At 74.1% G+C, this 22,134-nt stretch carries 9 protein-coding genes; 1 reads left to right on the forward strand and 8 read right to left on the reverse strand.

All coding sequences use genetic code 11. The annotated features are described in order from the left end of the window. From M4J07_RS36225 to M4J07_RS36245, 5 genes are all read right to left on the reverse strand, one after another. Positions 1-4,151, reverse strand: a 4,151-nt coding sequence (locus M4J07_RS36225; RefSeq protein ID WP_255979241.1) for a type I polyketide synthase, incomplete at its 3' end; no start/stop codon positions are given. An 83-nt stretch (positions 4,152-4,234) separates the two neighbouring features. Next, positions 4,235-7,411: a type I polyketide synthase gene (locus tag M4J07_RS36230; RefSeq protein WP_255979243.1), complete on the reverse strand. Its 3,177-nt coding sequence runs from the start codon at positions 7,409-7,411 to the stop codon at positions 4,235-4,237. Between the two features lie 61 nt (positions 7,412-7,472). Further along, positions 7,473-8,210: a thioesterase II family protein gene (locus M4J07_RS36235; protein WP_255979245.1), complete on the reverse strand. Its 738-nt coding sequence runs from the start codon at positions 8,208-8,210 to the stop codon at positions 7,473-7,475. Then, on the reverse strand, positions 8,207-9,457 hold the full coding sequence (locus M4J07_RS36240) for a cytochrome P450 (RefSeq protein WP_255979247.1): 1,251 nt from the start codon (positions 9,455-9,457) through the stop codon (positions 8,207-8,209). The genes M4J07_RS36235 and M4J07_RS36240 overlap by 4 nt, the downstream gene beginning before the upstream one ends. Continuing rightward, positions 9,454-9,717, reverse strand: a complete 264-nt coding sequence (locus M4J07_RS36245; RefSeq protein WP_255979249.1) for a phosphopantetheine-binding protein — start codon at positions 9,715-9,717, stop codon at positions 9,454-9,456. The genes M4J07_RS36240 and M4J07_RS36245 overlap by 4 nt, the downstream gene beginning before the upstream one ends. Before the next feature lie 225 nt (positions 9,718-9,942). Here M4J07_RS36245 and M4J07_RS36250 point away from each other — a divergent pair, with 225 nt between their 5' ends. Beyond that, positions 9,943-11,460, forward strand: coding sequence for an FAD-dependent monooxygenase (locus M4J07_RS36250; protein WP_255979251.1), 1,518 nt, complete (start codon positions 9,943-9,945; stop codon positions 11,458-11,460). Between the two features lie 82 nt (positions 11,461-11,542). On the opposite strand, the gene M4J07_RS36255 is transcribed toward M4J07_RS36250, so the two are convergent. The 3 genes from M4J07_RS36255 to M4J07_RS36265 form a co-directional block, all read right to left on the reverse strand. Then, a complete protein-coding gene (locus M4J07_RS36255; protein WP_255979253.1) occupies positions 11,543-12,262 on the reverse strand; it encodes a thioesterase II family protein in 720 nt (239 codons plus the stop codon). Beyond that, complete coding sequence (locus tag M4J07_RS36260; RefSeq protein WP_255979255.1) at positions 12,259-16,191, reverse strand: non-ribosomal peptide synthetase; 3,933 nt, start codon at positions 16,189-16,191, stop codon at positions 12,259-12,261. The genes M4J07_RS36255 and M4J07_RS36260 overlap by 4 nt, the downstream gene beginning before the upstream one ends. 4 nt (positions 16,192-16,195) lie before the next feature. Further along, a partial coding sequence (locus tag M4J07_RS36265; protein ID WP_255979257.1) for a non-ribosomal peptide synthetase occupies positions 16,196-22,134 on the reverse strand: 5,939 nt, incomplete at its 5' end.

The following is a 22,134-nucleotide window of genomic DNA, read 5'->3' on the forward strand; positions in this document are numbered from 1 at the left end:
GTCCTGCCGTCCGTGTCCACGAGCGTGAACCGGCCCGGGTTCTCGGTCTGCGCGGTGCGCAGGAAGCCCCAGGCCGCGGAGACTGCGGGGTCGTGGAAAGCGTTCGTCGTGACGACGACCAGGCGTGAGTCGGCGAACCGGCCGTCGGCGAGCCAGCGTTGCGTCCACCGCAGGAGCCGGTGGAGGTTCCGCTCGGCGACGGCGGGGACGTCGGCGTCGTCGCCCGCCCCGCCGTCGCCCGTCCCGTCGGGAACCGTCCCCTCGATGCCCGCCCCTTCGAGGCCCGCGATGACGAGCGGCGGGATCTCCCCTCCGTGGGCGGCGAGTTCGTCGAGGCCGGGGAAGACCTCGGCGCCCGCCGCAAGGGGTGCGGGAACCCTGTCGGGTGAGGCGAGGACGGCGTACCGGCCGCCCGGGGCCGGGCCCGCGGGGACGGCGAGGGGGACCCAGTCGACCCGGAACAGCGCGTCCTGGTCGTCGAGGCCGGCGCTCAGCTCGGCGATTTGCTCGTCGTCCAGGGGCCGCAGGCTCAGCGACGCGACGCCGCCGACGGGGGTTCCGTGCTCGTCGGCGAGGGTCACGGACACGGTGTCCTCGCCGGTGGGTGCGAGCCGGACGCGCAGCGCGGTCCCGTCGGTGGGGCGCACGCGGATGCCCGTGCACCGGAACGGCAGCCAGGTCCGCGGCCGGGTGCCGGCGCCGGTCGGCCCGGCGTCCGCCGGTCGCAGGGCGGCGTGCAGGAGCGCCGGGTGGATCAGGAACCCGTGGCCCGGGTCCGCCGCGTCGGGCTCGGGCACGGGCAGCCGTACGTCCGCGAACAGGGTGTCGCCCTGGCGCCACACGTCCTGCGGTCCGTGCGGCGGTGGCCCGGTGGGCTCGTCGTCGGCGGGCACGGCGACCGCGCCCGCGGGCGGCCATGCGGCGAGGTCCTCGTGCGCGGGGTCCTGGTGCGCGGGGGTTTCCGCCGTGTCGGTCCCGGCGACGCCGACGGCGTTCCGCGTCCACCCGGTCTCGCCCGTGCCGCGCGAGTGCACGCTGATCTCGCGCTTGGCGTCGATCACCACGCGGATCTCGCGCTCGGCCGTCCGGGACAGCACCAGCGGTGTCTCCAGGGTGAGTTCGTCGACGACGTCGCAGCCGGCGCGGTGGGCCGCCCACACGGCCAGTTCCAGCGGCACGGCGGCCGGGACCAGGACGGCGCCGTGGACCGCGTGCGCGGCGAGCCACGGGTGGCGCTCGACCGACAGGCGGCCGGTCGCGGCCAGCGCGCCGCGCTCCGCGTCGTCGGTCAGGTCGATGACGGCGTCGAGCAGCGGGTGGTCCGCCGTGCCCGTAACGCCGCCTGCGGCCGGGTGTGCGGCGGTGCTCTCGTGGGGGGCGTCCAGCCAGTGGCGCTGCCCCTGGAAGGCGTACGTGGGCAGGTCGATCCAGCGGCCGTCGACGCCGGGGAAGGCCGCCTCCCACGTCACCGGGGCGCCCGCGACGAACGCCTCGGCCGCCGACCGGTGGAACCGGGCGAGTCCGCCCTCGCCGCGGCGCAGCGTGCCCATGACGGCGGCGGGGGTGCCCGCGCTGTCCAGGGTCTGTTCCAGGCCGGGCGTCAGGACGGGGTGCGGGGACGTCTCGACGAAGTACCGGAAGCCCTGTGCGGCCAGGGCGCGGGTGGCCTCCTCGAAGCGGACGGTGCGGCGCAGGTTGGTGTACCAGTACGTGGCGTCGAGGCCCGTCGTGTCGAGCCAGTCGGCGGTCACCGTGGAGAAGAACGGCACGTCGGCCGGGCGCGGTGCGAGTCCCGCGAGGACGCGGCGCAGTTCGTCGTGGACGGCTTCCACGTGGGCCGAGTGCGAGGCGTAGTCGACCGGGACGCGGCGGGCCCGCACGTCGTCCGCCGCGCAGGCGGCGAGCAGGGCGTCCAGTTCGGCGACGTCGCCGGAGACCACCACGGACGTGGGGCCGTTGACGGCCGCGACCGACAGTCCGTCGGTGAGGCGTGCGCGGACGTCCTCGACGGGCAGCGCGACCGACACCATGCCGCCGCGGCCGGACAGCGCCAGGATCGCCTTCGAGCGGAGCGCGACCACCTTCGCGGCGTCGTCGATGGACAGGGCGCCCGCGACGCACGCGGCGGCGATCTCGCCCTGCGAGTGGCCGACCACGGCTTCCGGCCGCACTCCGTAGGAGCGCCACAGCTCGGCGAGGGACACCATCACGGCCCACAGGACCGGCTGGACGACGTCGACGCGTTCCAGCGCCTCGGCGTCGCCGAGCACGTCGGCGAGGGACCAGTCGACGTACGGTGCCAGCGCGTCGGCGCACTCCCGCATCCGGGCCGCGAACACCGGGGAGGTGGTCCACAACTCCCGTCCCATGTCGACCCATTGGGAGCCCTGGCCCGGGAACACGAACACGGTCCTGCCGACGGGCTGGGCGACTCCGGACACCGCTTCCGCGGGGGCGTTCTCGTCGCCGGTGGCGACGGCGGTCAGTGCGGCGAGGAGTTCGTCCCGGTCGGCGCCGATCACCACTTGGCGGTGCTCGAACAGCGAGCGCGTCGTCACGAGTGCGTGTCCGACGTCCGCGGGCGGCAGGCCGGTGCCGGTGCCGGTGCCGGTGCCGGTGGCCACGGTGTCGCGCAGGCGCAGGGCCTGGTCGCGCAGGGCCTCCGCCGACCGCGCGGACAGCACCCACGGCACCGACGGCACCGACGCCGGTGCCGCCTCCCCCGGCGGCTGCGCGGAGGACCGTCCGGCGTTCTGCTGCTGGGGGGCCTGTTCCAGGATGAGGTGGGCGTTCGTGCCGCTGATCCCGAAGGCGGAGATGCCCGCGCGGCGCGGGTGATCCGGCGCGTCCGGCCACTCCCTGGCCTCGGTCAGCAGCCGCACCGCCCCGGTCGACCAGTCCACGTGCGTCGACGGGCGGTCCACGTGCAGCGTCTTCGGCAGCACGCCGTGCCGCATCGCCATGATCATCTTGATGATGCCGCCGACACCCGCGGCCGCCTGCGTATGACCGATGTTCGACTTCAACGACCCCAGCCACAAAGGCTGTTGAGGATCGCGGTCCTGCCCGTACGTCGCCAGCAGCGCTTCCGCCTCGATGGGGTCGCCGAGCCGCGTGCCGGTGCCGTGCGCCTCGACCACGTCCACGTCGGCGGACCGCAGCCCGGCGTCGGCCAGGGCCGCCCGGATGACGCTGCGCTGCGCCAGCTCGCTGGGCGCGGTCAGGCCGTTGGACGCGCCGTCCTGGTTGATGCCCGAACCGCGGATGACGGCCCAGATCCGGCGGCCGTTGCGCCGCGCGTCCGACAGCCGCTCCAGGACCAGCACGCCGACGCCCTCGGCGAAGCCCGTACCGTCCGCCGCCTCCGCGAACGCCTTGCAACGCCCGTCCTCCGACAGGCCCCGCTGCCGGGCGAGTTCGACCAGCAGGCCGGGGGTGGACAGCGCCGACACCCCGCCGGCCAGCGCCAGCGTCGTCTCCCCCGACCGCAGGGACCGTACGGCCTGGTGGATCGCGACCAGGGACGACGAGCACGCGGTGTCGGTGGAGATCGCCGGGCCCTCGAGACCCAGCGTGTACGCGACGCGGCCCGCGGCCACGCTGGTGTACGTGCCGGTGAGCGCGAAGCCCGCGACGTCGCCGGCGGCCGCGCCGCCCATCCGCGGGCCGTAGTCGACGGCGTACAGGCCGGTGAAGACCCCGGTCGCCGTGCCCCGCAGTCCGGCCGGGTCGATGCCCGCCCGTTCCAGCGCCTCCCACGTCGTCTCCAGGAGCTGGCGCTGCTGCGGGTCCATCGCCAGCGCCTCGCGCGGGCTGATGCCGAAGAACGGCGCGTCGAACCGGGCGAGTTCGGGCAGGAACCCGCCGGCGCGCGTGGTGGTCGTGCCGGGTGCCTCGGGGTCGGGGTCGCGCAGTGCCGCCAGGTCCCAGCCGCGGTCGACGGGGAAGTCGCTCATCGCGTCGACCTCGTCGGAGACGACGCCCCACAGTCCCTCGGGGGAAGTCACTCCGCCCGGGAAGCGGCACCCCACGCCCACGACCGCGATGGGTTCGCGCGCGGATTCCTCCAACTCGCGTACGCGCTCGCGCAGTTGCTGCGCGTCGCCGACGGCGCGTCGCAAGTAGGACCGGAGCTTGTCGACATCCTCCACGAGGGCCTCCCCCAACGGTTGCTCAGCAGACTGGGTGTGACGGGACGGGTGGCCGCACGGGGCCGGCGGCCGGACGGGTGCGGCTACACGTATCCGCGGTCGATCAGCGCGTACAGGTCGTCGTCGCTGTGGCTCTCCCGCAGTGCGTCGGCCGGAGGTGCCACCTCGCGCGGTGCCGGTGGCGCGGGTGCCGACGGTACGGCTACGGCCGGTTCGGGCGCCGCCGGTTCGAGGACGGAGAAGAGGTGGCGGGCGAGCCGCTGCGGGGTGGGGTGGGTGAACGCGACGGTGGCCGGGAGCCGTACGCCGGTCGCCGCGGTGAGCCGGTTGCGCAGGGCCACCGCCATCGGCGAGTCGAAGCCCAGGGTCTTGAAGGGCTCGGTCGACCGCGCGGCGAGTCCGGCGCCCGCCGGGTCCGTGTCACCCGTGCCGAGGACGGCCGCCGTCTCGGCGCACACGAGCGCGAGCACCTCCGCCTCCGATCCCAGGTCCGCCGCGGCGGTGCGTGCGTCGGGCCCGTCGGCGGGTCCGGCGCCGGTCGTGGTGCCGGTGTCGCCGGATGCGGTGAGCCAGTGCCGCTGCCGCTGGAACGGGTAGGTCGGCAGGGCGGTCCGGTGCGGCCGGTGGGCGGCGAGCGCCGCCTCCCAGTCCACGGGCACGCCGCGCACGTGCAGTTCGGCCAGCGACTCCAGGACCTCGGCCGCGCTGCCGTCGTGCTTGCTCAGGGTGCCCACGACCTTGGGCGGGTCGGCCAGCGCGTCGGCGGTCTCCGCCATCGCCACCTGGAGCACGGGGTGCGGGCTGACCTCCACGTACACGCCTCCGCGGGTCCGCATGAGCTGCTCGACGACCTCGCCGAACCGCACCGTGGAGCGCAGGTTGTCGTACCAGTACGAGGCGTCGAGGGCGCGGGTGTCGAGGGGCCCGGCGGTGACCGTGGAATGGAACTCCACGGCTGTCGGTCCCGGCGTGATGCCGTCGGCGGCCCGGAGCACCCGGTCGCGGATGCGCTCGACGTGGTGGGAGTGGGAGGCGTACTCGACCCTGACGCGGCGGGCGCGGACGCCGTCGTCGGCGGCCCGGGCGGCGAACTCGTCCAGGGCGCCGGGGTCTCCGGAGATCACCACCGAGGCCGGTCCGTTGACCGCGGCCACGGAGAGCCGTCCTGGCCAGTGGGCGATGAGTTCCTCGACCTGGCCCAGGGACGCCGCCACCGCGGTCAGTCCGCCGTGGCCGGCCAGTTCGGTCAGGGCCTGGCTGCGCAGGGCGACGACCCGTGCCGCGTCGTCGAGGGAGAGGGCGCCCGACGCGCAGGCCGCGGCGATCTCGCCCTGCGAGTGGCCGACCACCGCGTCGGGGACCACGCCGAGCGAGCGCCACAGGCGGGCCAGGGACACCATCATCGCGAACAGCGCGGGCTGGACCACGGTGTCCCCGTGGTCCGCCGCCGGTGCCGGTTCCCGGCCGGTCAGCAGCTCGGTCAGGGACCAGTCCTGCCAGGGCCGCAGGGCGCGGTCGCAGGCGTCGATCGACCGGGCGAAGACCTCCGACTCGGCGTACAACCGCCTCCCCATGCCCTGCCATTGGGAGCCCTGGCCGGGGAACACGAAGACGACCGGGCCCGCCGCTCCCCCGGCCGTGCCGCGCACCGTCCGTGCGGCCGTGCCGCCGGTCGCCAGCTGTCCGAGGCCGGTCAGCGTCTCGTCGCGGTCGCCGCTCAGCAGGACCGCCCGGTGAGCGAACGCGGTCCGCGTCGACACGAGGGAGTGGGCGGCGTCGGCGGCCGACGGTGCCGCGTCGCCCGCCATGAGGTCCCGCAGCCGTGCGGCCTGCTCGCGCAGGGCCGCCTCGGACCGCGCGGACAGCACCCAGGGCAGCACTCCGGCGGCACTCGCGACCGGCAACTCGCCTGTTTCAGAGGGGAGTTCAGACGGGTTGCTGCCGTCTCCCGGTGCCTGTTCGAGGATCAGGTGCGCGTTGGTGCCGCCGAGGCCGAACGCGGACACCCCGGCCCGGCGCGGCCGGTCGGGGCTGCCGGGCCACGGCCGTGCGGCGTCGAGGACCTCGAAGTCGCGGTGGAAGTCGGGGACGGCGGGGTTCGGGGAGCGGAAATTCAGGTGCGGGACCAGGTGCGCACGGTCCACGCAGAGCGCCGTCTTCACGAAGCCGACGATGCCCGCGGCGGGCTCCAGGTGTCCGACGTTCGTCTTCACCGAGCCGATCGTGAGGCGGCGCTCGCGGCCGGTCCGCCGGAACACCTCGCGCAGGCCGGACAGTTCGGCCGGATCGCCGACCCGGGTGCCGGTGCCGTGGGCCTCCACGTAGTCGACGTCGTCGAAGGGGAGCTCCGCGCGGTCGAGCGCGGCCAGCACGGCCGCCGCCTGGCCGCCGGGGCTGGGGTCCGGCATCCGGCTGGACGCACCGCCGCTGCCGACGCCCCAGCCACGCACCACCGCGTAGATGTGGTCGCCGTCGGCGACGGCGAGGTCGAGCCGCTTCAGGACGACGAACGCCCCGCCCTCGCCACGGACGAAGCCGCTGGCCCGCTCGTCGAAGGTGAAGCAGCGGCCGTCGGGCGAGAGGGCGCCCAGGTTCGCCAGGCCGAGGCCCGCCTCCGGGTCGGCGATCAGGTGGACGCCGCCCGCGATCGCCAGGTCGGCGGCGCCGCCCCTGATCCGGTCGCAGGCCAGGGCGAGGGAGACCAGCGAGGAGGACTGGCCGGAGTCCGTGGCCAGGCTCATGCCGCGGGCGTCGAACAGGTGGGAGATGCGGTTCGCGATCAGCGCGCCGCTGGAGCCGAGGGCGGCGTAGTGGTCGTCGCGGTCGCTGCCGGACAGCTTGCGCAGCAGTTCGTACCCGGAGGGCGCGGCGCCGACCAGGACGTCGACGGCGCGGCCCGCGAGCGCGGTCGCCGGGACGCGGGCGTCCTCGACGGCTTCCCAGGCGAGTTCGAGGCCGAGCCGCTGCACGGGGTCCATGGCGGCGGCCTCCGCCGCGCCCGTTCCGAAGAACTCCGCGTCGAAGCCGTCGATGGAGTCGAAGAACGATCCCGTGCGCACGGTGGCGGCGTCAGGATGGGACGGCTGGGACCATGGGGACGCGTGGGCGGGGTGGGTCGCGTCGGTGGCCCGCTGTCCGGGGAACGTGCCGACGGTCGACCTCCCGTCGAGGAGCAGCCGCCAGAACGCTCCCAGGTCGGGCACGCCGGGGAAGCGGCACGACATCCCGACGACGGCAACACCGGTGGCTGCGCCACTCATGCGAACCCCTTCCGGTCCTCTCGGCGTACGGCCGGCTCGGCGCGTACGGACTGCATCGCTCTCACTGCCAGGACGTCAGCACCGCGCGCAGGCCGTCCGGCGCGTCCATGAAGTCGTAGTGGCCGCCGTCGACCTGGCGGACGTCGACCGTGTCGGAGTACGGGCGCCACCCCGCGAGCTGGTCGGGTGTCACGTCGGGGTCGTCGCGCCAGTGCAGGACGACGACGGGGCACGGCACGGCGACCCGCTCCACGCGCCGGTAGGCGCCGGCGGCGGCGTGGTCGCGGAGCAGGACGGACAGGCCCATGTCGATCATGTCCGGGCGCGGTTCGATGCCCCGGCCGCGCAGGAACGTCTCCAGTTCGGTGCGGAGCTGGGGTTCGGTCATGGTCAGCATCCGGTCGCGGGCGGCGTCGTGCGGGGCGGGCTGGCCGGACACGAAGAGGCGCCGCGGTGTGGGCAGGCCGAGTCCGGCGAGGCGGAGCACGGTCTCGTAGGCGGGCAGGGCGCCCGCGCAGTGCGCGAAGAACGCGAACGGCCGGTCGAGGTGCGGTGCCAGGGCTTCGACGAGGTCGTCGGCGAGCTTCTCGTAGGTGCCGTAGTGGGGGTGGCCGAGCCGGTTCTCGCGGCCGGGGAACTGCACTGGGCAGATCTCGGCGCCGCCGATCTCGGCCGGCCAGGCGCTGAACGCCGACGCGCCGCCCCCGGAGAAGGGGAAGCAGAAGATCCGGCCGGTGGCGTCGGGGGCCGGCGGCCGGACGAACCACGGCGACGCGGTGGTGGTGGGGCCGGGGGTCATGGCGTCCGCCGTTCCTGGGCGACGATGGGCAGGTGGGTCAGGCCGGCGATGAAGTGCGAGCGCAGGTGCTCTGGTTCACCGGCGAGCTCGATCGATCCGCACCGCTGGAGCAGTTCCTCGAAGAAGATCCGCAGGGTCAGCCGGGCCAGGGGCGCGCCGATGCAGAAGTGCGGTCCGAAGCCGAACGCGACCTGGCGCTTGGCGTTGTCGCGGGTGATGTCGAACGTGTGCGGGTCGGGGAAGCGGCTCGCGTCCCGGTTGGCGGACCCGATCCAGGCGACGACGGCGCCGCGGGCCGGGATCGTGCCCCCGCCGATCTGTACGTCGTCGACCGCGTACCGCATGAAGTTGCAGGCGGCGGAGGTCCAGCGCAGTCCTTCCTCGACGAGGTTGGGGATCAGCGTGGGGTCGGCCTGCGCCTTGTCGAACTGCTCGGGCCGCTCGATGAGCGCCTGCACGGTGCCGGAGACGGTGTGCGGCGTCGTCACGTTGGCGCCCAGCAGGATGCTGTAGCCGTCGAGGGCGATCTCCTCGTCGGTCAGCGGCGCGTCGCCCGCGTGGACGCTCATGAGGTGGTCGAGGAGGCTGCCGTCCGTGTCGCCGGAGGCCCGCCGCCGCTTCACCCGGTCGGTGACGTAGGTGACGAGTTCGTGGTGGGAGATCGCGAGTGTCGCGGCTTCGCCGCCCATCTGGAAGTGCGGGTCGGAGGGGGCCGTCACCATCGCGGTCAGCTGGACGAGTTCGGCCCAGTCGCGTTCCGGGATGCCGAGGAGCGGGCCGGTGACGATCGCCGGGAGGAGCAGTGCCTGCTCGGCCAGGTCGAAGGGGGCGCCGTCCAGGGCCGGTTCGAGGAAGCGGACGACGGACTGCCGGATCCGGTCCTCCCAGGGCGCCACGGCCCGGGCGGTGAGCCGGGCGCCGATGGCCCTGCGGACCTCGGTGTGCCGGGGCGGGTCGGTGGACGTCAGGAGGGTGCCGGCCGCGACGTCGTCCTGCCCGAGGTGGGTGCAGACGGTGCCGCGCTCCGAGGTGAACTCCCGGTGGTCGCCGAGCACCCGGCAGACGTCCTCGTAGCGGGTCACGGACCAGAACTCCCGGCCGTCCGGGAGGACTTGGTGGTGCAGGGGCGCCCGCTCGCGCATCTCGTCCCAGATCGGGTGCGGGTCGCCCGCCGTGTAGAGGTCGAGGTCGAACAGGTCGACGGCGTCGAGGTCGATGGCGCGCCGGGGGCCCGGCGTCAGCCTCACGCCGCGGCCCTCGCCCGCTCGATCAGCTCGGCGACCCGGGCCGGGGTCTGGGCGAGGTAGAAGTCGCGTACGGACAGCCGGACGTCGTAGTCCTGCGCCACCCGGTCGATGATCTTGATGCCGGTCAGTGAATTGCCGCCGAGCGCGAAGAAGTCGTCGTCCACGCCGACGGTCCGGCCGTCGAGGTGCTCCCCCCACAGCTCGGCGATCTCCTGCCCCAGCGACACCGGCGCGCTCGAAGACGCGGCTTGTTGGTCCATTGCGGGTCCTTTCCTTCCTCCGGGGCTCTGTGCGCTGTCCCGCCGGCGAGACACGTTCCTTGATCGGGCGAGTCGATCGTCGCGTGGATCGGGGCCCGCTCCCACCGGGTCGGCGGGGTGCGCCCGCGCGCCGGCCGATGGGGTTGACCGGCTGATCCGCGCTCCGTGACCGTGAGGGCGAATGTGCAACGGCGGGCGAGGCCCAGTGGATTGAGGGGGCACGACGTGGGACACAGCGATACCGACGCGGACGTGGTGATCGCGGGCGCCGGGCCGACCGGCCTGATGCTCGCCTGCGAACTGCGGCTGGCGGGCGTCGACGTGACGGTGGTCGAGCGGCTCGTGGAACGGACGGGCGAGTCGCGGGCCGGAGGAATGCACGCGCGCACGCTCGAAGTGCTGGACCAGCGCGGCGTCCTGGACCGCTTCCTGGCGGCCGGCGAGCTGCAGCCGGTGGGCCACTTCTCCGGTCTCTACCTGGACTTCGACGAGTCTGAGTCCCGGCACGCGTACCCGCTGATGATCCTGCAGTCGGTCATCGAGCGGCTGCTGGAGGAGTGGGCCGCCGAGCTGGGGGTGCGGGTGCGCAGATCGGCCCCGGTGACCGGGATCCGCCAGGACGCGGAGGGCGTGACCGTCGAGCTGGGTACGGACGGAGGCGGGACCGCGGCGCTGCGCGCCCGCTATCTCGTGGGCTGCGACGGCGGGCGCAGTACGGTGCGCAAGCTGGCGGGCATCGGCTTCCCCGGTACGCCGGCGACGATGACCGCGCTGATCGGCGACGTGGAACTCCCGGATCTGACCGAGGAGTACGTCTGGGTGCGGCGCGGTCCCGGCGGCGACTACTCGGCGATCGCGTTCGAGCCGGGCTGGTTCCGGGTGATCACCTCCGACTACGACCGGGTCGCCGGGTCCGCCGAACCGGCGACGTTCGAGCAGCTCAGGGAGTCGCTGGTGCGGCTCGCGGGCACGGACTTCGGCATGCGGAAGCCGCGGTGGGTCTCCCGGTTCAACGACGCCGCGCGGCAGGCCGACCGCTACCGGCAGGGCCGGGTGCTGCTGGCGGGCGACGCGGCGCACATCCACTTCCCGGCCGGTGGGCAGGGGCTGAACATGGGCGTGCAGGACGCGGTCAACCTGGGCTGGAAGCTCGCCTCCGTGGTGCGCGGCCGGGCGCCGGAGGGCCTGCTGGACAGCTATCACGCCGAGCGCCACCCGGTCGCGGAGCGGGTGCTGCACAACACCCGGGCGCAGTCGGCGCTGGCCCGGCCAGGACCGCAGACGGAGGCGCTGCGCGAGGTGTTCGGCGAGTTGCTGGTGTTCGACGACGTGAACCGTCACCTGCGCGCGATGCTCACCGCGCTGGACGTCCGGTACCCGGCGGACTGCGACCATCCGCTGGCGGGGCGCCGGGTGCCGGACGCGGACCTCAAGACGGCCGACGGTGCCACCCGGGTCCACGAACTGCTGTGTGCGGGGCGTCCTGTGCTGCTCGATCTGCGCGGCGGGGGTGCGTCGGCGGCGGTCGCCGCGGGCTGGGCCGACCGCGTGGACGTCGTCGAGGCGCGCAGCGAGGCCGACCACTGGTCCGTTCCGGTCATCGGCGAGGTGCCCGCTCCGGCGGCGCTGCTCGTGCGCCCCGACGGTCACGTCGCCTGGGCGGCGGCCCCCGACGGCCCGCCCGGCCGCGCCGCCCTGCGCACCGCCCTCACCACCTGGTTCGGTCCACCGGCCCGGCGGTGAGCGGCTGATCCGCCCACGACCGCGGCGGCCGCCGGAACCCTTCCGGGTTCCGGCGGCCGCCGTTTCGTGCGGGCGGGCCGGGTCAGTGCGCCGCGATCGCGTCCAGGACGTCCGGGCCGCTGTCGACGAGGTACATGTGGTCGCCGGGGAACTCCGTGTAGCTGAACTCCGCCGTGGTCGCGGCCTGCCACTGGCGGGCCTCGTCCGCGGTGACCAGGCCGTCGGAACTGCCCCGCAGCGAGCGGATCGGCACCGACACCGGTGTGTCGGTGCTCGGCAGGTAACTCTCGTGCATCTCGCAGTCGGCCTGGAGGACGGGCAGGATCAGTTCCCGCATCTCCGGGTGGTCGAGCGCTTCGTGCCGGAATCCCGCGAACTCCTCGACCCTGGCGAGGAACTCGTCGTCGGGGAGCCCGGCCGCGCGCCGCTCGCGCTGCGTCCACGGCCCCGGCGACCCGCTGACGACCAGCTGGTCGACGTGGACGCCGCGGGTGCCGAGCAGATGCACCAGTTCGTACGCGAGGACGGCGCCCAGGCTGTGGCCGAAGAGCACGCACCGGTTTCCTTCGCCGATGTCGTCGACGACGTCGTCCACGGAGCCCTTGGCCGCCTCGACGACGTTGCGGTACGGCGTCTCCAGGATCCGCCGTTCCCTGCCGGGCAGTTCGACCGAGGTCACGCGCCACCGATCGGCGGCCAGCGCCTGCCAGGGGTGGAAGAACGACGGTCCCGCTCCGGCGAACGGCACGCACAGCAGCGTGGTCCGGTCCCCGTGGTCCGCCGACGTACCGGCCTGTGTCACTTCGACCCACTCCCCTCGTCCTGGGCCGCCAGCTTGCGGTGGACGACCTCGAAGAATTCGGCCACGGGCGCGGGCATGTGCATCTCGTGGTGCGTGGCCTGCACCTCGTGCACCTCCAGGGAGCCGCCGACGTACGGCCGCCACAGGTGCGCGTACGACGGCTCCTCCAGCGCCGCGTTGAAATACAGCACGTCGCCCCGGTAGACCGGCGATTCGAAAGCGCTCATCAGGGACGTGTTGTTGGCGAGGACCTTCGACATGGTGTCGAGGAAGCCCTGCCGGTTGCCGGTGCGGATGTACTGGCTGAAGTCGTCCTCCAGTTCCGCCCGGTAGTCCGTCGCGTCCTTGCCGGCGTGGACGTCGGCGAAGCCGTGGCCGCCCGGCTGGGCGTCCAGGATCGCGACGAGGGCGATCTCGTGGCCGCGCCGGTCGAGCGCCTCCGCGACGGCCTGCACGACGGTGCCGCCGTAGGACCAGCCGACCAGGTGGAAGGGTCCTTCCGGCTGGATCCGCAGCATCTCGGTGACGTAGTCGTCGATCATCTCCGGCACGGAGGCGGCCAGGGCCTCCACGCCGTCGGAGCCGCGGGACTGCAGGGCGTAGGCGGCGCGGTCCTGCAGGTGCAGGACGAAGCTGTAGTACGCCCAGCCGAGACCGCCGCCGCCGTGGAAGAACCACATGGGCGGCTTGCCGGTGCCGGGGTCTGCGTTCAGGGGCAGCACGACCGCGAACGAGTCGGCGTCGTCGTCGGGGACGCCGCCGGCCAGCATCAGCGCGGCGAGCTCGGCCACCGTGGGGTAGCGGATGATCGTCCTGATGGGGATGTCGATGTCGAACTGCTTGCGGATGCGGACGCTGAGCCGGGTGGCGAGGAGCGAGTGCCCGCCCAGGGCGAAGAAGCCGTCGTCGATGCCGACGTGGTCCACGCCGAGCAACTCGGCGAACAGGGCGCAGAGTTGCTCCTCGTAGGCGTTGCGCGGCCGCGCGCCCACCGGTGTGCGGGGGGTGTCCTGCTCGGGCAGGGCGCGGCGGTCGAGCTTGCCGTTCGAGGTGAGCGGGACGTCCGCCAGTACCTGGACGGCGGAGGGCACCATGTAGTCCGGGAGCCGCTCCCGCAGGTAGGCGGTGAGCTCGTCGGGGTCGACGGCCGCGGCGTCGGGCTCGCGCACCGCGTACCCCACGAGCCGCTTGTCGCCCTCCTGGTTCTCGCGCACCACGACCACGGCCTGCGCCACACCGGGGTGTCCCGCCATGGCCTGCTCGATCTCGCCCAGTTCGATGCGGAAGCCGCGGATCTTCACCTGGGAGTCGGCCCGGCCCGCGTACTCCAGGCCGCCGTCCGGGCCCCGGCGGACCAGGTCGCCGCTGCGGTACATCCGCTCGCCGGGCGCGCCGAAGGGGCAGGCGACGAACCGTCCTGCGGTCAGTCCCGGCCGGGCGTGGTAGCCGCGGGCCAGGCCGTAGCCCGCCACGTAGAGCTCGCCGGTGACGCCGGGCGGCGTCGGCTTGAGGTGGGTGTCCAGGACGTAGGCGCGCAGTCCGGGGACGGCCTCGCCGATCGTGCCGGCCGGGTGCCGGGCCGCGGAGCGCTCGTCCAGGTCGATGCGGGTCACGTGCACGGTGGTCTCGGTGATGCCGTACATGTTGACCAGCACCGGCGCGTCGGGGGCGTGGCGCTCGTACCAGTCGGTGAGGCGGTTGAGGTCGAGGGCCTCGCCGCCGAACACGACGTAGCGCAGGGCCAGTTCGTCGCCGGGGTCCTGGGCGTCGGTCTGGGCGTCGGCCTGGACGAGCTGGTAGAAGGCGGAGGGCGTCTGGTTGAGGACGGTGACCCGCTCGCGGGCGAGGAGCCGGCGGAAGTCGGCCGGCGACCGGGAGACGTCGTGGGGGACGACGACGAGGCGGCCGCCGTGCAGCAGCGGCCCCCACAGTTCCCACACCGAGAAGTCGAAGGCGTAGGAGTGGAAGAGGGTCCACACGTCGTCCGCGCCGAAGGCGAAGTCCTGGGTGGCGTGGAAGAGTCCGACCACGTTGCGGTGCGGGATCAGCACGCCCTTGGGGCGGCCGGTGGAGCCGGAGGTGTAGATGACGTACGCCGGGTGGTCGGGGCGCAGGGGCGAGCGGCGCTCGGCGTCGGTGAGGTCGGTGCCGGGCTGTCCTGCGTGGGTTTCGGTGCGGTCGAGGAGGATCTGCGGGAGGTCCTGGGCCAGGTCGTGCGCGGCGCCGGTGGTGCTCGTGGTGACCAGCAGGACGGGCCGGGCGTCCTCGACCAGGTAGGCCATGCGGTCGGCCGGGGAGCCGGGGTCGATGGGCAGGTAGGCGCCGCCCGCCTTGAGGACCGCGAGGAGGGCGACGACGAGGTCGGCGGAGCGCTCCAGGCAGATCCCGACGAGGGACTCGGGGCCCACGCCGCGGGTGACGAGGTGCCGGGCGAGCCGGTTGGCGCGGGCGTTGAGTTCGCCGTAGGTGTGGCCGGTGCCTTCGTGGACCAGGGCGACGGCGTCGGCCCGCCGCGCCGCCTGCCGCTCGAACAGCTCGACCAGGGTGACGTCGGGGATGCCGGCGGCGGTGGCGTCGGCCCCGGGCACGAGGCGGTCCCGCTCGCCGTCGATCAGCACGTCGACGTCGCCGACGCGCAGGCCGGGATCGGCGGCGAGCTGTTCGAGGACGCGGACGAGCCGGGCGACGATCGTCTGCGCCGACGCGCGGTCGAAGAGCTTCGTCGCGTACTGGAGGTCGCCGCGCAGCGTCCCCGAGTCGTCGACGGCCATGAAGAAGGTCAGGTCGACCATGGCGGTGGACGGGACGGCCTGCTCGAACGCGACGTCGAGGCCGGGGAGCGCGAGGTCCGGCTTCGTGTAGCTCTGCCAGGCGAAGATGACCTGGAACAGCGGCTGGTAGGCCGCGGAGCGCTCGGGGTTGATCGCCTCCACGATGACGTCGAACGGCACGTCCTGGTGCTCGTAGGCGGCGAGGGACTTGTCCCTGACCTGTGCGAGCAGGGAGGTGAACGACGGGTTCCCGGCGAGGTCGGCGCGGAGCACCTGGGTGTTGACGAAGCATCCGATCAGGTCGGTGAGCGCTTCGTCGGTGCGGCCGGCGATCGGGGAGCCGATCGTCACGTCGTCGCCGCCGCCGATCTTGCTCAGCAGCACGGCGAGCGCGGCCTGCATGAGCATCGACATGCTGGTGCCGCGTTCGGTGGCGAGCTTCTGCAGGGCGGTCACCACGCCGGGGGCCACCTCGATGCCGACCGTGTCGCCGTCCGAGCTCGCCTCGGCGGGCCGGGGCCGGTCCAGCGGCAGGTTCAGCGGCTGCGGCACCCCGGAGAGTTCCTTGCGCCAGTACTCGACCTGCGCGGCGGCGAGGCTGCCGGGGTCGGCCACGTCGCCGAGCACCTCGCGCTGCCACACCGCGTAGTCCTTGTACTGGATGGGCAGCGGTTCCCACGCCGGTGCGCGGCCGTCCCTGCGGGCGGTGTAGGCGGCGAACAGGTCGCCCATCATCGGGGCGCTTGAGCTGCCGTCGGAGGCGATGTGGTGGACGACGAGGACGAGCACGTGCTCCTCGTCGGAGCAGCGCAACAGGCTGGCCCGGAAGGGGAGTTCGGCCGCCAGGTCGAAGCGGTGCGCGACGGCCTCGTCGAGCACGGCGGGCACGTCGGCGGGCGCCACGTCGACGACCCGCACCTCGGGCGCCGCCTCGGCCGCGGGCAGGGTCCGCGGGTGCGGCTCGCCGGCGTCGTCGGTCGCGTAGACGGTGCGCAGGATCTCGTGCCGGGCGACGACGTCGTGGAGCGCGGCGACGAGGGCGTCCCGGTCGAGGGCGCCGGTCAGCCGGAACGCCGCCGAGATGTTGTAGGTCGCCGCCCCGCGCTCCAGCTGGTGCAGGAGCCACATGCGGCGTTGGGCAAAGGACAGCGGAATCATCGCTTCACTCCTTGACGATCATCTGGCGCAGGCTGGGGCGGCGGGGAGCGGCCGATTCCTCCGACCACGCGGCGAGCGCGGCCACTGTCGGCAGGTCGAAGATCTTGCGGATGGGTATCTCGATGCCCAGTTCGGCGCGGGCGCGGCTGATGAGCCGGGTGGCGAGCAGGGAGTGCCCGCCGAGGTCGAAGAAGCCGTCGTCGATGCCGACGCGGTCGATGCCGAGCACTTCGGCGCACAGGGCGGCCAGGACTTCCTCGCGGGGGGTGCGGGGCGCCCGGTAGGCGGTGCCGGCGTACTCGGGTTCGGGCAGCGCGGCCCGGTCCAGTTTGCCGTTCGGGGCGAGCGGCAGCCGGTCGAGGACCGTGACGGCGGAGGGCACCATGAAGTCCGGCAGGCGCCGCGCGACGAAGTCGTGGAGCTCCTTCGTGTCCAGGGTTCCGGTGGGCACGACGTACGCGACGAGCCGGGTGCCGGTGCCGCTGCCGGGCCGGTCGTGGGCGAGGACGGCGGCCTGTGCGACGCCGGGGTGCGCGGTGAGCGCGGCCTCGACCTCGCCGGGCTCGACGCGGAAGCCGCGCACCTTGACCTGGGCGTCCGAGCGGCCCGCGTAGGCGAGGCGGCCCGCGCCGTCGAGGCGGGCCAGGTCCCCGGTGCGGTACATGCGGGCGCCGGGCGGGCCGAACGGGTCGGCGACGAAGCGTTCCGCGGTGAGTGCGGCGCGGCCGTGGTAGCCGCGGCCCACGTTCCCGCCGACGTACAGCTCGCCGACGGTGCCCTGCGGCACCGGGGCGAGGCCCGGGCCGAGGACGTAGGTGCGCATGTTGCCGAGCGGGGTGCCGACGGGCACGCTGCCCGCGGCGTCGTCCGGGTCGCCGGTGAGGGTGCAGGTGGTGGCGTAGAACGACTCGCTCTGCCCGTACGCGTTGACGATCCGGACGCCGGGGAAGGCGTTGCGGGTCTTCGCGACGAGCGAGGCGGGCAGGGCCTCGCCGGCGAAGACGACGGTCTCGACGTCGGTGCGGCCGGCGATCTCGTCGACGAGTTCGGCGAACGCGGACGGCACGGTGGAGATGACGCTGCCGCGCCAGCCGTCCCGTTCGCCGAGGACCAGGACGTCCCTGACCACTTCGACGACGCCGCCGGTGGCGAGGGTCGTGAAGATCTCGAACACCGAGACGTCGAAGTTGACCGAGGTGCCCGCGAGGAGCCGCTTGCCGGGGGCCAGGCCGACACGGGAGGCGAGCCGCAGCACGCCGTTGACCACGTTGCGGTGGGTGATGGCGACGCCCTTGGGCTTGCCGGTGGAGCCGGAGGTGTACATCACGTACGCCAACTGCTCGGTGTGGCAAGGCAGTTCAGGACCAGTGGTGTCGGTGGCGGGCAGGTCGAGGGTGTCGAGGAGGACGTCCCCGGCGTCGTGCGGCGGCAGCACCGCGACGGTCTCGGAGTCGGTCAGGACGAGGCACGGGCGTGCCTCGTCGAAGACGGCCGCCAGCCTGTGGCTGGGGTACTTGGGGTCGACCGGCAGGTAGGCGGCGCCGGTCTTCAGGACGGCGAGCAGGGCGACCACGAGGTCCGCCGACCGCGGCAGCGACACGGCCACCACCGACTCGGGTCCGGCTCCGCGCCCGGCCAGCGCGCGGGCCAGCCGGTCGGCGCGGGCGTTCACCTCGCGGTAGGTGAGCGACGCGTCCCCGGCGACGACGGCGACCTCGTCCGGGGTGCGGGCCGTCTGGGCCTCGACGAGGCCGTGGACCGTGACGTCCGGGGTGGGGGCGGCCGTGTCGTTGAACTCGGTGAGCAGCCGGTCGCGTTCGGCCGGGTCCAGGAGGTCGACGCGCGCGGCCGTCGGCCCGGCGGGGTCCGCCAGTTGCCGCAGGACGCGCACGAGGCGGGCCGCGAACCCCTGGACCGTGTCCCGGTCGAAGACTCCTTGCGCGTACTGGAGGACGAGCTGGAGGTGGGGGTCGACCGCCGCCATCAGGGTCAGCGGGTAGTTGGTGGCCGTCGACGGGCGCAGTCCGGTGAAGGTGATCCCGTCGGCGGCGTCGGCTGCGGCGCCCAGGCCCTCCTTGTCGACGGGGTACGACTCGAAGACGACCAGGGTGTCGAAGAGCGACGGCAGGCCGACGGTCTGCTGGATCTCGGTGAGCCCGTAGTAGTGGTGCTCCATGAGACCGGCCTGGCGGCTCTGGAGCCGGGTGAGGATCTCGGTGAGGGTGTCGCCGGGAGCGTATTCGACGCGTACGGGCAGGGTGTTGATGAACATGCCGACCATCGCGTCGACGTCGGGCACGGCGGCGGGGCGGCCGGAGACGGTGGCGCCGAACACCACGTCCTGGCGGCCGGTGAGACCGCCGAGCAGCAGCGCCCAGGCGCCCTGGACCAGGGTGTTGACGGTGATGCCCCACTCGGCGGCGCGCCGGGTGAGCTCGCGCGCCTCGTCGGGCGGCAGCGGGATCTCGATCTGGTCGACGCCGTCGGCGCCCACGCCGTCGGCGCCGGGCGCGAGCAGCGTCGGCTCCTCGACCCCGGCGAGCTCGGCGGCCCACACCCGGGCGGACTCGGCCTCGTCCTGCCGGGCGCGCCAGGCCAGGAAGGAGCCGAAGTCGCGGGTCGCGGGCAGGTCCGCCGGATCGCCGTCGGAGGCGTAGAGCAGCAGCAGGTCGCGCATCAGCAGGGGCGTGGACCAGCCGTCGAGCAGGACGTGGTGGGCGGTCAGGACGAGTTCGGCACCGCCGGGTTCGAGGACGGCGAGGGCGAGGCGGATCAGGGGCGGGGCGCCCACGTCGAAGTGGGTGGCCCGGTCCTCGGCGAGGAACCGCTCGAACGTGGCGGTGCGTTCGGGCTCGTCGGTCGCGGTGAGGTCGAGGTGCCGCCAGGGCAGGGCCACCGTGTCCGGCACCACCTGGACGACGCCGCCGTCCGCCCGGTCGGCGAACGCGGCGCGCAGGCCGGCGTGCCGGTCCAGCAGGGCCTGGGCGGCCCGGTGCATGCGCTCCGGGTCGACGTCGCCGGACAGCTGGAAGACGAGCTGCATGTGGTAGGCGTCGAAGGACGATCCGGCGAGCTGGGTGTGGAACAGCATCCCGGACTGCACGGGCGTCGTCGGCCACAGTTCGGCCAGCGTGCCGAACCGGTCCTCCCAGGTGTCGATCTCCTGCTGGCCCACCGCGACCAGCGGCGCGTCGCTCGGGGTCAGTCCGCCGGCGCCGGGGGTGGTGGCGTGCCGGGCCAGGGCGGTCAGTGCCTCGACCCACAGGCCGGCCAGTCCGGTCACCTCGTCGCGGGTGAGCACGCCGGTGGGGAAGCCGAAGTAGGCGGTGAGTTCGTCGCCGTCGGGGGTACCGGTGGCGACCGCGTTGATCTCCAGGGCCGACAGGACGGGCAGGTTCGCGTCGGGTGCGGCGATCAGGTCGCGGTGCGTGGTGTCGGGGGTCCAGCCGAGGCCGCGCAGTTCCTCGGGGAGGTCGGCGCGGGAGGACCGGCCCAGGTAGTTGAAGCCGATCTGCGGTTGCCGCAGCCCGGCGAGGGCGCCGGCGGTCTCCGGGTTGAGGTGGCGCAGCAGGCCGTAGCCCATGCCGTTGTCGGGCACGGCCCGCAGCTGTTCCTTGACGGCCTTGACCGCCTGGCCGGCGGCCGCGCCGCCGGCGAACGCCTCGTCGACGTCGATGCCCGCCAGATCGAGGCGTACGGGGTACATGGCGGTGAACCAGCCGAGCGTGCCCGACAGGTCGGCGCCGGGCACCAGGTGTTCCTCCCTGCCGTGCCCCTCCAGCCTGACGAGCGTCGCGGAGCCGGTGGTGCCGCGGTCGCGGCGGCGGCGGGCCAGGGCCAGGGCGAGCCCGGCGAGGAGTCCGTCGTCGACGCCGCCGTGGAAGAGCGCGGGCAGGGTGTCGAGCAGGGTGCGGGTGACGTCGGCCGGGACCTGGACGCGCACGGTGTCCACGGTGGCGGTGACGTCGCGTGCCGGGTCCACCTCGCGTGCGCCCAGCGGGGGTTCGTCCGTGCGCAGGATCTCCTGCCAGCCGGGCAGTTCCGCCGTCCGCTCCGGGGTCGCCGCCTCGTCGGCGAGGGCGTGCGCCCATCGGCGCAGCGAGGTTCCGGTGCCGGCCGGTCCGGGGGCGAGGCCGTCGCGGACCCGCTGCCAGGCGGCCGCCAGGTCCGGCAGCAGGATCCGCCACGACACTCCGTCGACGACCAGGTGGTGCAGGACGATCAGCAGCCGGTCGGGGCCGGTGTTCGGGCCGGTGGCCGGGTCGGTGGTGAACCGGACGAACTGCGCCATGACGCCCGCGTCCGGGTCGAGGCGGTCCGCCGCCGCGTCGAGTTCGGCCTGCAGGTCGGCGCCGCCGTACGGGACTTCGCGCAGCAGCGCTTCCACGTCCACGCCGCCGGCCGGGTCGATCCACAGGGCCTGCTCCGCCCGGTCGAGCCGGGAGCGCAGCACGTCGTGCCGGTCGAGGACGGCCCGGAGCGTGCCGAGCAGTCCGGCGCGGTCGATGTCGTCGGGCAGGGTGAGCAGCGCGGACATGCAGAACCGGCCGATGCCGCCGCCCAGGGCGAGCACATGGGCGGCGGCCGGGGGCAGCGGGGACCGGCCGACGGCGCCGCCCGGCAGTTCGGGCAGCCGCACGCGCTCCTGGTCGCCCCGGCCCTCGACGAGTTCCGCGAGCCGGGCGACGGTGCGGTGCTCGAAGACCTCCCGGGTGCTGATCAGCACGCCGCGGGTCCTGGCGCGCGCGACGACCTGGATGGACCGGATGCTGTCGCCGCCGCTGGTGAAGAAGTCGTCGTCGACGCCCACCCGCCCGGCGTCGAGGACGTCCGCGTACACCTCGGCGAGAACGCGCTCGGCGTCGCTGCGCGGCGCCCGGTACCCGGCGCGGGCGAACTCGGGCTCGGGCAGCGCGGCCCGGTCCAGTTTGCCGTTCGCGTTCAGCGGCAGCCGGTCGAGGACCACGAACAGGGCGGGCACCATGTAGTCGGGCAGCCGGTCGGCGACGAACCGCCGCAGGTCGGCGTCGAGGACGGGGGTGCCGGTGGTGCCGGTGGTGTCGGGGGCGGCCGGTGTCACGTAGCCGACGAGCCGGGCGGTGCCGGTGGGGTCCTCGCGGACGGTGACCACGGCCCGGCCGATCGCGGGGTGCCGGGCGAGGACCGTCTCGATCTCGGTCGGCTCGACGCGGATGCCGTTCACCTTCGTCTGGGTGTCGGCCCGGCCCGCGTACACGAGGTGGCCGTCGGCGTCCCACCGGGCCAGGTCGCCGGTGCGGTACATGCGGGCGCCCGCGGGGCCGAAGGGGCAGGCGACGAACCGCTGCGCCGTCGCCCCGCCGCTGCGGTGGTAGCCGCGGGCGATCGGGCCGCCGACGTACAGTTCGCCGGTCACGCCGGGCGGTACGGGGGTGAGTTCGGGTCCCAGGACGTAGGCGCGCATGTTGGCGAGGGGCCGGCCGACGGGGACCGCGCCGGTCGTGGCCGCCTGCTCCTGCGGGACCGTGTGGGTGGTGGCGTAGAAGCTCTCGGTCTGTCCGTAGGCGTTGACGACGCGGACGTCGGGCAGGGCGCGGCGCACCTTGCGGACCAGTTCGGTGGAGAGTGCCTCGCCGGCGAGGACGACGGTGTCCACGTCGAGGCGGGGGCTGCCGGGGGCGTCGGTGCCGAGCTGGTCGAGGAGTGCGGAGAGCACGGCGGGCACGGCGCTCAGGGTGGTTCCCGACCAGCCGCCGCGTTCCGCGAGTTCGAGGACGTCGCGGACGACGTGGACGCTCGCGCCCGTGGTCAGCGCGGTGAAGATCTCGAACACGGAGACGTCGAAGTTCACGGAGGTCGCGGCGAGCATCCGGGACCCCTCCCCCACGTGCACGACCCGGCGCAGGTCCTGGACGCCGTTGACGACGTCGGCGTGGGTGACGGCGACGCCCTTGGGGGTTCCGG

Source organism: Streptomyces longispororuber (assembly GCF_024448165.1).
GTDB classification, from domain to species: Bacteria; Actinomycetota; Actinomycetes; order Streptomycetales; family Streptomycetaceae; genus Streptomyces; species Streptomyces longispororuber_A.